Genomic DNA, 13,507 nt, shown 5'->3' on the forward strand with positions numbered 1-13,507 from the left:
GTTGGGAATGGGATATTGATCGTACGGCGTGTGACGCCCAGCGCGCTTTGCTCGCCGATACCTACGCTCCAGACACACACGTAGGTACCGGCAAGCAGAGCGCCGCCGTAAATTTTTTTATGTAATGGCGTGCCAACTTACTTAATCGGCAAACACCTTATCAGGTGTCATTTCACCGCCCGCGGATGGAAAATCTGACAAACACTGCCATTAGCAGGCGCTTGCGCCAAGGCGGTGCCATCGGCCAGGCCACAATGCGCCAGATCCATCACCTGCTTGCTGTAGCTGTTAGTCAGCACCACGCCACCGCCGGGCTGTGGTGTCAGTTGCCAACGGGCAGTTTTTGCATCACAGCTGCTTGGCGTGAGCGCTGCGCCCGGCACTATGGCATCGCCTTGCACCGCCAGACAGGCTTCAGGGGTTTGGCTTGATTTCAACAAAATACTGCCGTCAACCCCAGCGCTGTCTTTGCGTTGTGGTGCCTGCACCGCCTGCCATTGCTGACAAGCAGCGTCACGCCAGCCTTGTTGTGTGACTGAGGTTTTGCTGTCACAACCGGCACTCAGTACCTTGCCGGATTGCTGACTGACCAGCGCAAAAGTGCCTTGTGGCACCAGCTGCCAGGGGCCACAAGCGGTTTTGCCGTTGCTACAACTCAGTGGCTGGTTCTGAGCCAGATTCGATACAGTCAACCAGCCATCGCCCGCCGCGTTCAGTTGCCACTGCTGACTGCTTTCGTCGCGCCACGGCTGCAGCTTGTCAACAGCCAGCACCTGGCCGGAACTTTGGTCCAGCAAACGCACGGCATTAGTCGCCATTGCATCCGGTTGCCAACGACTGGCCTTCGCACAGTCACTCAGCTGTGGCTGGCCTGTTTTGTCCACTGCCAAACACTGGCCTGAGTTTTTATCACGCAGCTTATAGACCAGGCCCTGCACTTTGCCAATGCGCGGACCTTGTTCACCGGACGGCCGTGCCACCTGGACACCGGGAGCCAGCGGTTCACCAAATACCGGCAAGCCTGCGCTGTCAAAACTGAATTTTTGCGCCCGTAATGAACGCGTTGCGCCGCAGCCCTGACTGGCTTTGTCATTGCCGTGGTAAATCAGCCAATGTTCTTTGCCATCCGGCGATTTAAAAAAGCCGTTGTGGCCCGGGCCAAACACTTGCTCTGTGCGGCTAAACACCGGCTTGTCGTGTTTTTTCCAGTGCGCGGGATTGAGCGCATCATCGCCAATCAGCTCCATCAGCCCGAGTTTGTAATCCGGTGTATCGCAGAAACTGGCGGAATAAGTGACAAAAGTACGTCCCTGATACTGCAGCGCAGCAGCGCCCTCGGTGACTTTGCGGCCACTGGTTTCCCAGCCCAGCACAGGCCGGGTTAACACCTGATGTGGCTTGCCGGGCGTCAAAGTCCAGGGGTTGTCCATCTGCGCAATCAGATTGAGCTGCTCGTCACCCTGCCACTGTGAATACAGCAGGTAGAGTTTGCCATTGTGCTGCAGATAACTGCCGTCGATGTTCCAGCTGTCCGGCATCATCGCGGCTTTGTATTGATAAGGCCCCATCGGATCGTCGCCGGCACTCTCCAGCACATTCAGATGCTGGTGATCTAAAGTGCCATCCTGGCCTGCGGTATACATCAGATACCAGCGGTAACCGTTCGGGCCTTTTAAACGATGAAACTCAAAAGCCCAGAAGTTACAGCAGCGTTTAGGGTCAGCATCCGACCAGACATAGACCGGCGTTGCGGTCGCAAGTCCTGCCAGCGTTGGGGATTTACGCATCACCAGCTGAGAGGTCCAGGTGGTGGTGGTCAGATAATAATTGCCGTCAAAATATTCCAGCCAGGGGTCAGCGCCGTTTTCAAACAATGGATTGGTAAAAGCGCCCTCTGCTGCGGGCACCTGTTTTTGCCCCGCAGGCTGTGCTGCAGCATTCACCAACAGGGGCAAACTGAGTAGCGTGCTCAGTACGCTGATGATGAGCTTGTTCTTGTGCAGTTTGTTCATCTGTTATTCCTTCGCAGGCTGCGTGCTAAACCGGTAAACAATACGACTGTGATAAGTCTGGCCCGGCTCTAACACTGTCGAGGCAAAGCCCGGCTGGTTTGGCGCATCAGGGAAATGCTGCGGCTCTAAACAAAAACCACTGCGATGACCGTAAGTCTGGCCTTTGCCTTTGATGGTGCCATCGAGGAAATTGCCGGAATAAAACTGCACGGCGATGTCATCCGTCAGCACTTCCAGCACGCGGCCACTGGCAGGCTCCAATACACGGCCCGCCAGCACCAGGTTTTTATCTGGCGTGGTTTTTAATACAAAGTTATGGTCATAACCCAGGCCTAATTTCAGCTGGGCATCGTCTGCTGCGATATCGCGGCCGATGGCTTTGGCGGTGCGAAAATCAAAAGGTGTTCCTGCCACTTCCTGCAGCTGCCCGGTAGGGATCAGGCCTGCGCCGACTGGTGTAATTTGCGCTGCCGGAATAGTCAGTTCGTGATTTAAAATATCGCCGCCACCAGCGAGGTTAAAATAACTGTGCTGCGTCAGATTCACCACTGTGGTTTTGTCGGTAGTGGCCTGGAAAGTCATCTGCAGTTCATTGCTGTTGGTCAGCAGGTAGGTCACTTCCACGCTGAGATTGCCCGGATAACCCTGATCCCCGTCCGGACTGAGCAGGCTCAGTACGACACCAACGCCGTCAGGCTGTGTGAAGCTTTTTGCAGTCCAGAGCTTTTTATCAAACCCCTGCACCCCGCCGTGTAAATGGTTGGCGCCGTCATTGGTGTCGAGCTGATAGCTGGTACCGTTTAAAGCGAATTTGCCACCGGCAATGCGATTGCCATAACGGCCGATAATGGCGCCAAAATACGGGTTGTTGTCGACATACTGCTGCAGGTTGTCGTAGCCCAATACAATATCAGCACTTTGACCTTTGACATCTGGCGTCACCAGCCGCGTGATAATGCCGCCGTAATTGGTCACATCCAGCTCGATGCCGTTAGCGTTTTTTAAACGGTATAACTGCACCGCACGACCGTCGGCTAAAGTACCAAATGGCTGTTCACTGACTGTTGGCTGCATAGGTTGAGCGTCCTGACTGGATGATTGAGAGAGTACCGGAGTGGCGGTTTGCGCTTGCGGCTGTGTGCCTGTCTGTGTCGGTGCAGGTCCGCAACCGCTGAGCGGCAGACACACACAGACACAAAGCAGCAGCGGCGATGGTTTTCTGATCCAGCGCGGGAATATTGTCATGATCACACCTTGTCGGATTGGTTATTTCTTTATTGTAGTTTTATAATACAATTAACCAATCTAAGACAAGTGCTTTTGTGGTTTAAATCTGTAGTTCGCCGTTTTGCACCAGAATGCAGTCCATCCCGGCGGCCGCAGCGGCTTGCTGGCCAATCGCTGTATCTTCAAACACCACACAATGCTGCGGCGCCACGCCAAGTTGCGCTGCGACTGTTAAAAAGGTTTCCGGATGCGGTTTGCCGTGTACCACATCAGTGGCGGTTACGACAGTCTCCACCAGCTCAAGCAGACCAGTCTCTGCCAGCATTTTCAGTGCATGGCCGCGGTCGGCGCCGGTGCCAATACCGATTTTTAACCGGCCACGATAATGTTTCAGCACTGCGACAGTGGCAGGGATCAGCTGCGGCACTTCATCCAGCTGCTCCCATAGTTCGCGTTTGACCCTGGCAACTTCTTCGACATCATGCGAGAAGCCATATTTTTCATTCAGCAACACCACGGTCTGATCGGTCGGCACGCCGCCGAGGCTATGCATGTACACAGGGTCAAACGGATAACCGTAGCGCTCACACGTCTGGCGCCAGGCCACGCCATGGCTGCCCATCGAATCGATTAAAGTGCCATCCATATCAAAAACGATGGCGTGATAAGCGGATAGATCCAGCATCGGTACTCCGTGATTGTGTTCGTACAAAAAACAACAGGCCCGCAGGCCTGTTGTTGTTGATCAGAGCGCAGCGGCAACGCCGCGACTACTTACAGCCCTTGTTTCAGGAAATAATAAGCTGAGCTCTGGCGCAGTTCGTTTTTCAGCTGCCGGATATTGGTGGCATCATCGATGATCACTGTCTCCACACCAGCCATTTCAGCAAAATCCACCACCATGTCGGTGGTCACGGCCTGGCTGAACACTGTGTGGTGCGCGCCACCGGCGTGGATCCAGGCCGCCGCTGCCACGCTTAAGTTTGGCTTAGGTTCCCATAAAGCTGACGCCACTGGCAACTCTGGCGTACCGGCCGGTGGTACCACAGTATCGACTTCATTGATCAAAATGCGGAATCTGTTGCCCAAATCAATTGGCGACACGTTAATGGCCGGGCCTGGCGCAGCGCTAAACAGCAAACGCGCTACGTCACATTTCACACCAATAGTGTGGCGATGCACTTCAAGGCGTGGCTTGGCAGCCGCAATTGACGGGCACACTTCCAGCATGTGCGCGCCGAGCACCTGGTCGCGGCTGCCGAAGTTATAGGTGTAGTCTTCCATAAACGAACAACCACCGGCGCGGCCCTGGCCCATCACTTTCATGATGCGCACCATGGCCGAGGTTTTCCAGTCGCCTTCAGCGCCGTAGCCATAGCCCTGCGCCATCAGTCGCTGGGTGGCGAGACCAGGTAAACCAGTCAAACCCGCCAGGTTTTCAAAACAGTTGGTAAAGGCTTTAAAACCGCCTTTATCGAGGAATGTGCGCATGCCAAGCTCAAGCCGCGCTTCGTTTTTCAGCATCTGCAACGCGTAGTCATCGCTAAATACAGCCGGCGCAATGTCGTAATCCTGCCGGTATAAATCCAGCTGACTGATGATGTCGGCATCAGAAACCGCATCCACCACAGCCACCAAATCGGCCAGGCTATAAGCATGCACTTCGTAACCAAACTGAATTTGTGCGGCGACTTTGTCGCCTTCGGTCACTGCGACCTGACGCATATTGTCGCCAAAACGGGCGATTTTTAATGAGCGGCTTTCGGCCCAGCCCAATGCGGCGCGGCACCAGTCATCCAGCTCCTGCACCACTGTTGGGTTTTGCCAGTGACCGACCACCACTTTGCGCTCTTTACGCATCCGGGTGCCGATAAAACCAAACTCGCGGCAACCATGCGCACTTTGGTGGGTGTTCATGTAGTTCATGTTGATCTCTGCCCACGGCAGCTCAGCATTAAACTGGGTGTGCAAATGCAGGAATGGCTTACGCAGCTCATTGAGGCCGGCTATCCACATTTTGGCCGGCGAAAAGGTATGCATCCACAGCACCAGCCCGACGCAATCCGGATTAGCATTGGCCTGCTGGCAAACGGCGAAAATCTCTTCCGGGCTTTTTACCGTCGGTTTCACCACCAGTTGCACCGGCAATTTGCCGCTTTGATTAAGACCTGCCACGATAATTTCGCTGTCCTGCGCTACTGTTTGCAGCACCTTCGGGCCGTATAAGTGTTGAGAACCGGTAACAAACCAGACTTCTTTGGTACTTTTCATCGTTCAATTCCTCTTGGCTGCGGCCGGCTCAGGCCTGACCGTAATAAGCGTTTTTGCCGTGTTTACGGAAATAATGTTTGTCCATCACCGCTTTGGCTAACAGGTCGCCCTGCGGCGCCAGGGTGCGGGTTAAATAAGCCATCCGCGCAATTTCCTCGAGGATCACTGCGTGATAGACGGATTTCGCTGCATCTTTACCCCAGGTAAAAGGCGCATGTCCGGCGACCACCACCATAGGTGCCGCCAGCGGGTCCAGTTCGGCGAAAGCGCGCACGATTTGCACGCCGGTTTCTTCTTCATAATCCCGCGCCACTTGTTCCATGCTCATCTCACCGGTGCAAGGCACGGCGCCATAAACAAAATCGGCATGAGTAGTACCGAGGCACGGAATGGGCAACTTGGCCTGTGCCCAGGCAGTGGCATAAGTAGAATGGGTATGGGTGACACCACCAATGTCATTAAAATGCCGATATAAATGGGTATGCGTTTTCGTGTCGGACGACGGACGTAAACGGCCCTCGACTATCTGGTTGTCCAAATCAACAATGACCATGTCTTCGGCACGCATATCTTCATACGCCACGCCGCTTGGTTTAATCGCAATCACGCCTTTGGCGCGGTCGATTTGCGACACATTGCCGAAGGTGTAAATCACCAGTCCGCGCTTTTGCAGCTCTAAGTTGGCTTCAAACACTTCACGTTTTAACTCGGTGTAGCTCATAGCCCCTCCTGTGCTTTTGCATCCACAAAGGCACCAAGCTGCTGATATTGTTGATATAAACCGTCATAGATTGCGGCATGGGCCGCATTGGGGCTGTAGGTCTGGCATACCGGCGACGCCATTACCGCCTGTGCCGCCGCCACAGTCGGGAACACACCAGCCGCAACCGCAGCAAAAATGGCGGCGCCTAAGGCACAGCTTTGTTCGCTGTCGAGCACGGCGATATCGCAGTTCCAGACGTCAGCACAAATCTGCATCACCAGAGGCGATTTTTTCGAAATGCCACCAATCACCACCACCGAATCCACCGGCACGCCCTGCTCGCGGAAACGCTCAGTAATAGCGCGTGAACCAAAAGCCGTGGCCTCGACTAAAGCGCGGAAAATCTGTGGCGCCTGGCTGCCCATTTTCAGGCCGCTAATCGCCATCGCCACCCGTTGACTGGCATCCGGCGTACGCCGGCCATTCACCCAATCAAGCGCCGTGATGCCGGTCTGGCCCGGGTTCAGTTTCGCCGCTTCACGCGACAAAGCCGGAATAATCTGCACTTCTAATTCTGCCAGCGCTGCGGGGGGTAATTGCTGACCAAGCAGCTGCAACGGGAAACTTAACAAGTCGCGAAACCAGGCGTATAAATCGCCGAAGGCCGACTGACCCGCTTCCAGGCCAATCATGCCCGGTAACACTGAGCCATCGACCTGACCACAGATGCCACGCACCGGTTTGTCTGCCAAAAGGTCTGGGCTTGCGACCGTGATATCGCAAGTCGAAGTGCCCATCACTTTGGTCAAGACACCGGGCCGCACATTGGCAGCGACTGCACCCATATGGCAGTCAAATGCGCCATAACCAATGGCAATACCACGCGGCAAGCCTAAACGCTGCGCCCATTCGGCACACAAACGACCGGCGGCCTGATCAGAAGTGCGGGTATCGGCGTTCAGCCTTTCAGCAAAACCAGCCAGTAACGGGTCGATGCCGGCAAAAAACGCCTCTGGTGGAAAACCGCCCCAGCTTTGATGCCACATCATTTTGTGACCGGCAGCACAGCGGCCGAGGTAAAAATCGGCCGGTGCCGTGGTATTGGTCAACACCGCAGTGATCCAGTCGCAGTGTTCAACAAAGCTGTAAGCGGCCGCGCGTACTTGAGGGTCCTGCCGCAGCACATGCAGGGCTTTGGCCCAATACCATTCAGAGGAATAAATGCCACCGATAAACTGCAGATAATTCGGCCCGGCACCCCGCGCCGCATAGCTATTGGCGGCTGCAGTGATTTCGGCGGCTTCTGCCAGCGCGGTATGGTCTTTCCACAGCACAAACATCGCATTGGGGTTGTCGGCAAATTCCGGCAACAGTGCCAACGGCACGCCGGCGCTGTTGATCGCCACCGGCGTTGAACCTGTGGTGTCGACACTCAAGCCCACCACTTTGTTGGCGCTGCCCGCCGGCGCTTGTTGCCACAATAACTGCAGCACTTGTTCCAGCGCGTCGAGGTAATCCTGCGGATGCTGACGGAACTGGTCACGGCCCGGCTCACAATACAAACCCTGACTCCAGCGTGGATAGTTCACCACGGCGCTGGCCAGCTCCTGGCCACTGGCGGTATCCACCAGCAAGGCCCGGACTGAGTCCGAACCATAATCAATTCCAATGACATAAAACGACATAAGTACCTTTCTCGCTTTGCATCGACATCATTACAAATTAATTGTATGATAATATCACCATTTGAGAGCTGTAAAGATCATATAAAAATATATTTTGATTTACACTGATGTTTTTCGTTAAGGCGGCTGTCTTTTAAGGATTTTATCGATAAACGTCGCATCCCCTTCTGGAATCCAGCAGGGGTATCAACACCAATTCAGGCCATTTTTTTACAATTAAATATGATAAATGAGGGATTTATGTCAGACCAATTAAGCCAGTTAAAGCAGTTCACGACTGTCGTGGCCGACACCGGCGATTTTGCTGCTATCAAGTTGTATCAGCCACAAGACGCGACGACTAATCCGTCGCTGATTTTAAAAACCATCGAGCAGGCGCAGTACCGCCATCTGGCTGCAGAAGCGCTGCAGTGGGCAGCCAGCCGTACCACAGACGATGCCCGCATCAGTCTGGCCGCCGACAAACTGGCGGTATTAATCGGTCAGCAGCTGATGGCGCAGGTCCCGGGTTATGTCTCGACCGAAGTCGACGCCCGCCTGTCGTTTGATACGATGGCGACTATTGAAAAAGCCCATCAGCTGCTGGAGCTGTATCAGGCACAAGGTTCGGACACCCAGCGGGTGCTGATAAAAATCGCCGCCACCTGGGAAGGGATTCAGGCCGCGCGCGTGCTGGAGCAACAGGGTGTGCGCTGTAATCTGACGCTGATCTTCAGTTTTGCCCAGGCCCGTGCCTGTGCTGAGGCAGGTAGTTATTTAATCTCGCCTTTTGTGGGTCGGATCCTCGACTGGTACAAAAAACAGCAGCCGCAGCAGGATTTCAGCGGCGAACAAGACCCGGGCGTTCAGTTTGTCCGCCGTGTGTATCAGTATTTTAAAACGCATCGTTATCCGACTATTGTGATGGGTGCGAGTTTTCGCAACAGTGAAGAAATTCGCCAGCTGGCCGGCTGCGATCGCCTGACCATCAGCCCGGCATTACTGCAGGAACTCGCCGACAGCACAGGCCCGGTGCCACGTCGTTTACATGCCGACGTCCCGGCCGCAGCTATGCCTTCAACGCTGACCGAAGCCCAGTTCCGCTGGCAGATGCTGGAAGACCAGATGGCCAGCGACAAACTGCAGGAAGGCATCCGCCAGTTTGCTGCTGATCAGCAGAAGCTGGAGGATATTTTGCGGGGGCTTTGATGCTAGGCTTGGCGTGTCGCTGCGCAGGCTTTGCCCTGCGGGCGGCTTTGTTTTAGTAATCGTTTTTGCCGTTACGGCTATTCCGTCTAGCAGAGAGTTCACCTAACGGTGAGTCACTTTCTTTTGTTTCAGCAAAAGAAAGTAACCAAAGAAAAACCGACCCCGGTTACGCTCGAAAGCCCGCTGAAAAATGGCAATTTGAGGCAAAAACGCAACTCGCGATTCGCTAACGTCGAATCGCTCAAACACCCGTTTTTTTAAAACCTCAAATCACCATTTTTCATCGGCTCGCTCCAACGGGGAAATTGGTTTTCTTAGTTGTTACTGCTTTTGACGCGAGTGAATTAAAAACAAATCTTGATGCTGAAGCAGGCTGCCCGTTGGAGCGAGCCGGCTGAAAATCGTTGGCCAAGGTTTTAAGAAAACGGGTGTCTGAGCTGGGCAACGGTAGCGCACAGCGAGTTACGTTTTCGCCTTGGACGGCGACTTTTCAGACGGGCTTTCGAGCGGAACCGGGCGAGCGCTTTTTGGTTACTTTTTATCGCGATAAAAAGTAACTCGCCCATCGGGCGAAACGGCCGCCCGCAGGGCAAAGAACTAAGCCAGCAACTGCTGCGCCACAGCCACAATATTCTCCACGCTAAAGCCAAAATGTTGCATCAGCACCGGCCCTGGTGCTGACTCACCGAAGCTGCGCATGCCGATGATAGCGCCGTCACGGCCGGTGTATTTGTACCAGTAGTCCTGATGCGCCGCTTCAATCGCCAGAATTTTACTGCCGGCCGGTAACACCGCGGCCTGATAGGCGGCGTCCTGGGCGTCAAACACATCGGTGCTTGGCATCGACACCAGCCTCACCGCCACACCGGAGGCGGCCAGCTGCTGATAAGCCTCAAATGCCAGCCCCACTTCAGCGCCGGTGGCGAGCAGAATAAGTGCCGGCACTGCCTGTTGACCGCTTTGCGCCACTACATAAGCGCCGCGCTGAATCAGGCTCAAATCCAAATCTTTTGGTACTACAGCTGCGGTGTTCTGCCGGCTTAAGACCAATGCCGTCGGGCCCTGCTTCCTTTTGAGCGCATGTTGCCAGGCCACGGCCGTTTCAGTGGCATCTGCCGGGCGCCAGGTGGATAAGTTCGGGGTTAAACGTAAATTCGGCACTTGTTCGACCGGTTGATGCGTAGGGCCATCTTCGCCTTGGGCAATCGAATCGTGGGTGTAGACAAAAATACTCCGAATGCCCATCAAAGCCGCCATCCGCACCGCATTGCGGCCATATTCCATAAACATCAGGAAAGTACCACCAAAGGGGATAAAACCACCGTGCAGCGCCACGCCGTTCATGATGCTGTTCATGCCAAATTCGCGCACGCCATAATGCAGATAGTTACCATCCGCATGTTGATGCAGTGCTTTGGCTTCGGGCCACAAGGTCAGATTAGAGCCGGCCAAATCGGCCGAACCGCCGAGAATTTCTGGCAGCAGTGCGGCAAACACACCAATGCTTTGCTGCGAGGCTTTACGGGTCGCAATGGCCTGCGCCTGTTGCTGACAATCCAAAATATGCTTTTGCGCAACTTCGGCAAAAGATGCCGGTAAGTCGCTCTCCAACACCCGCCGGTTGAACTCGGCGGCAAGTGCCGGGAAACGGCTTTGATATTCCAGCCATAGCTGCTGCCAGGCCAGTTGTTTCGTGGTGCCTTGGTCACGCTGATCCCAGGCTTTTGCGATTTCTGGCGGGATCTCAAACGCCGGCCAAGGCCAACCCAGTTGCGCCCTGACCGCGGCCACCTCGGTCTCTCCCAAAGGTGCGCCATGGCAATCGTGGGTACCGGCTTTATTCGGTGAGCCAAAACCAATCACGGTTTTACAGCAAATCAGCGTTGGCTGATGGGTATTCGCCTGTGCCTCGCGGATCGCCTGTGCTATAGCGGCCGGGTCATGACCATCGACACCGCTAATCACCTGCCAGCCATAAGCGGCAAAGCGTTGTGGTGTGTTGTCGCTGAACCAGCCTTCGACATGACCGTCAATTGAAATGCCATTGTCATCCCAAAACGCAATCAGTTTGCCAAGCTGCAAGGTGCCCGCCAGCGAGCAGGCTTCATGCGACACCCCTTCCATCAGGCAACCGTCACCCAGAAAGCAATACGTGAAATGGTCTACTAACGCCAGACCCGGTTGGTTAAACTGCGCCGCCAGTGTTTTTTCTGCCACCGCCATGCCGACGGCATTAGCAATACCGGCTCCGAGCGGGCCTGTGGTTGTCTCAACACCAAGCGTATAACCATATTCCGGGTGGCCCGGCGTTTTTGAATGCAGCTGTCGGAAGCGTTGTAATTCGCTCATCGGCAGGTCATAACCGCTTAAATGCAACAGCGCATACAGCAACATTGAGCCGTGGCCGTTCGACAACACAAAACGGTCGCGGTCGACCCAGGCCGGGTCTTGTGGGTTGTGCTTAAAAAAATCACGCCACAGCACAGTGGCAATATCTGCCATGCCCATCGGCGCGCCAGGATGACCCGATTTGGCCTGTTGCACCGCATCCATCGCCAATACCCGAATGGCATTGGCCAGTTGTTGTTCTGTTGTCGCCGTCATAACCGCACCTTAATTAATATTGTATTACAATTAAAGCTATCATGACAAAAGCCGGCACGACAAACAAGTCTTCGCCGTCGAATATCAGTGACAAGAAGGAGCAATCAGAGTTTTGCACGTTGAAGTTTTTAGCTGTCACAGTACAAAAACAAAAAAGGCCACTGTAAAACAGTGACCTTTTCAGCGGGCGGGCCTGCAGGCCTGCTAATCAGTGCTCAGGGCACTGATTGATTTGTTCTTACAGAACAGTGATTTTGGTAGCTTGTGGGCCTTTTTGGCCTGGCGCTACGATGAACTGAACGCGTTGACCTTCTTGCAGCGTTTTGAAACCGGTAGAAGCGATCTCGCTGAAGTGAGCGAATACGTCCGGGCCTGAAGCCTGTTCGATAAAGCCAAAACCTTTAGTTTCGTTGAACCATTTCACTGTGCCAGTAGTTGGAGTAGACATTGTATGTACCTGTAATAATTAACATTAATTTGAGTCTGAAATCAGACGATGGTGCTGCAAAAGATGTTTTAACTTATGAAGACAGGAGGTACTAATACAACTGGTACTTTCGATGTGGTGCATAAATAATGAACAAACTGATTAAGCGCGGCCAGTGTATCTGGTTTGGCGAAACTGTCAAAGCTTATTTCTCTGAGTTATTAAAATAAATAATTTTATAACCCGAGGTTTTACTGCCCGCCGCTACAAACTACTTAGCGACTGACGGAACCGGCGCAGCGAAAAGCGGAATAACACAGCGCCAATCAGCAGCAACGCCAGCAGCTGTGGCCAGACGACGTCCAGGCCAGCGCCGCGATACAAAATGGCCTGCGCCGCCGCGACAAAATGGGTATTGGGTGCCGCCAGCATCAGATGCTGGATAAGCGCCGGCATACTCTCCCGTGGTGTCATACCACCGGACAGCAGCTGCAGCGGCAATAACACTAAAATCAGCAACAAGCCAAACTGCGGCATTGAGCGCGCCACAGTCGCCATAAAAATACCCATCGAAGTAGTAGCAAACAGCTGTAACGCAGTGACCAGCAAAAACAGCGCCACAGAGCCCGCCACCGGTACCTGCAGCACCAGCTGGATCATCAGCGTCAGCGAAAAACCGGTGGCCAGCAGCACCACCAGCCCCATTGCCAGGATCTTCGCCAGCATGATTTCCGCAGGTGTTACCGGCATCACCAGCAGATGTTCGATAGTGCCGTGTTCGCGTTCGCGGATAAGCGCTGCACCGGTCAGGATAATAGAAATCATCGTCACGGCATTGATCAGTTCCATCAGTGAGCCAAACCAGCTGGACGTTAAGTTCGGGTTGTAGCTGGCCCGCAGCACCAAATCGACCGGCAGGCTAGTATTAAGCCGGTGACGCTGACGGAACTCGTTGATTTCGCTGCTGACAATTTGCTCGATGTAACCACTGCCGCTAAAGGCCTGGCTGATGCGTGTCGCATCCACGCTGAGCTGAATACTGCGGGCACGCCCGGCCAGCAAATCCCGCTCAAAGCCTGGCGGAATATTCAGCACAAAACTGTAGATCCCGGCATCAAGCGCGGCATCGACCTCCGCCAGACTGATCAGCTCCGGCGGTTTAAAATATGGCGGATACAAGGCCGCCACGATGCGGCCGGATAACGTCGACTGATCTTCGTCCACCACTGCAATTGGCGCTTTGTGCAAGGTTTCCGGCATTGAAGTGCCGGCGATATAAATGCTGGCGCTGAAAGTATACAAAATCAGCAGCAACATCATCGGGTCACGCCACAGGCTCCACAGTTCTTTGCTGCCAAGCCGCAGAATATTCGCCAGTTTGTGCCGCATC

The 13,507-nt window shown here is 54.3% G+C and carries 10 protein-coding genes; 1 reads left to right on the plus strand and 9 read right to left on the minus strand.

What is annotated here, in order from left to right; all coding sequences use genetic code 11:
• Positions 1-167 precede the first annotated feature (167 nt).
• The 6 genes from Q399_RS0112840 to Q399_RS0112870 all read right to left on the minus strand — a co-directional run bounded on the left by Q399_RS0112840 (position 168) and on the right by Q399_RS0112870 (position 7,898).
• The gene (locus tag Q399_RS0112840) at positions 168-2,012 is read right to left on the minus strand and encodes a family 43 glycosylhydrolase (RefSeq protein ID WP_031569054.1); all 1,845 of its coding nucleotides are present in this window, start codon (positions 2,010-2,012) and stop codon (positions 168-170) included.
• A 3-nt stretch (positions 2,013-2,015) separates the two neighbouring features.
• Positions 2,016-3,086, minus strand: a complete 1,071-nt coding sequence (locus tag Q399_RS0112845) for an aldose epimerase family protein (RefSeq protein WP_037046116.1) — start codon at positions 3,084-3,086, stop codon at positions 2,016-2,018.
• A 253-nt stretch (positions 3,087-3,339) separates the two neighbouring features.
• On the minus strand, positions 3,340-3,924 hold the full coding sequence (locus tag Q399_RS0112855; protein ID WP_031569058.1) for an HAD family hydrolase: 585 nt from the start codon (positions 3,922-3,924) through the stop codon (positions 3,340-3,342).
• 89 nt (positions 3,925-4,013) lie between these two features.
• Positions 4,014-5,510, minus strand: a complete 1,497-nt coding sequence (gene araA, locus Q399_RS0112860) for an L-arabinose isomerase (RefSeq protein WP_031569060.1) — start codon at positions 5,508-5,510, stop codon at positions 4,014-4,016.
• A 28-nt stretch (positions 5,511-5,538) separates the two neighbouring features.
• Positions 5,539-6,231, minus strand: a complete 693-nt coding sequence (locus tag Q399_RS0112865) for an L-ribulose-5-phosphate 4-epimerase (RefSeq protein ID WP_031569061.1) — start codon at positions 6,229-6,231, stop codon at positions 5,539-5,541.
• The gene (locus tag Q399_RS0112870) at positions 6,228-7,898 is read right to left on the minus strand and encodes a ribulokinase (RefSeq protein ID WP_031569063.1); all 1,671 of its coding nucleotides are present in this window, start codon (positions 7,896-7,898) and stop codon (positions 6,228-6,230) included. Before Q399_RS0112870 ends, Q399_RS0112865 begins: the two co-directional genes overlap by 4 nt.
• Positions 7,899-8,138: 240 nt before the next feature.
• Between Q399_RS0112870 and tal the strand changes: the two genes are divergently transcribed.
• On the plus strand, positions 8,139-9,086 hold the full coding sequence (gene tal / locus Q399_RS0112875; RefSeq protein WP_031569065.1) for a transaldolase: 948 nt from the start codon (positions 8,139-8,141) through the stop codon (positions 9,084-9,086).
• Positions 9,087-9,683: 597 nt separating this feature from the next.
• Here the strand turns inward: tal and tkt are convergent.
• The 3 genes from tkt to Q399_RS0112895 form a co-directional block, all read right to left on the minus strand.
• The gene (gene tkt / locus Q399_RS0112880; RefSeq protein WP_031569067.1) at positions 9,684-11,690 is read right to left on the minus strand and encodes a transketolase; all 2,007 of its coding nucleotides are present in this window, start codon (positions 11,688-11,690) and stop codon (positions 9,684-9,686) included.
• Between the two features lie 238 nt (positions 11,691-11,928).
• Positions 11,929-12,138, minus strand: coding sequence for a cold-shock protein (locus Q399_RS0112885; RefSeq protein ID WP_031569069.1), 210 nt, complete (start codon positions 12,136-12,138; stop codon positions 11,929-11,931).
• A gap of 243 nt (positions 12,139-12,381) precedes the next feature.
• Positions 12,382-13,506, minus strand: a complete 1,125-nt coding sequence (locus tag Q399_RS0112895; protein ID WP_031569071.1) for an ABC transporter permease — start codon at positions 13,504-13,506, stop codon at positions 12,382-12,384.
• Between the last annotated feature and the right edge of the window lies 1 nt (position 13,507).

The organism is Rheinheimera texasensis DSM 17496 (genome assembly GCF_000711985.1).
In the GTDB taxonomy this organism is placed as follows: Bacteria; Pseudomonadota; Gammaproteobacteria; order Enterobacterales; family Alteromonadaceae; genus Pararheinheimera; species Pararheinheimera texasensis.

Bases quoted from the DNA above. Each gene is read 5' to 3' on its own strand.
- Q399_RS0112885 (WP_031569069.1), bottom strand. From the start codon at position 12,138: ATGTCTACTCCAACTACTGGCACAGTGAAATGGTTCAACGAAACTAAA.
- tkt (WP_031569067.1), bottom strand. From the start codon at position 11,690: ATGACGGCGACAACAGAACAACAACTGGCCAATGCCATTCGGGTATTG.
- Q399_RS0112895 (WP_031569071.1), bottom strand. From the start codon at position 13,506: ATGCGGCACAAACTGGCGAATATTCTGCGGCTTGGCAGCAAAGAACTG.
- Q399_RS0112840 (WP_031569054.1), bottom strand. From the start codon at position 2,012: ATGAACAAACTGCACAAGAACAAGCTCATCATCAGCGTACTGAGCACG.
- Q399_RS0112870 (WP_031569063.1), bottom strand. From the start codon at position 7,898: ATGTCGTTTTATGTCATTGGAATTGATTATGGTTCGGACTCAGTCCGG.
- Q399_RS0112855 (WP_031569058.1), bottom strand. From the start codon at position 3,924: ATGCTGGATCTATCCGCTTATCACGCCATCGTTTTTGATATGGATGGC.
- araA (WP_031569060.1), bottom strand. From the start codon at position 5,510: ATGAAAAGTACCAAAGAAGTCTGGTTTGTTACCGGTTCTCAACACTTA.
- tal (WP_031569065.1), top strand. From the start codon at position 8,139: ATGTCAGACCAATTAAGCCAGTTAAAGCAGTTCACGACTGTCGTGGCC.
- Q399_RS0112865 (WP_031569061.1), bottom strand. From the start codon at position 6,231: ATGAGCTACACCGAGTTAAAACGTGAAGTGTTTGAAGCCAACTTAGAG.
- Q399_RS0112845 (WP_037046116.1), bottom strand. From the start codon at position 3,086: ATGCAGCCAACAGTCAGTGAACAGCCATTTGGTACTTTAGCCGACGGT.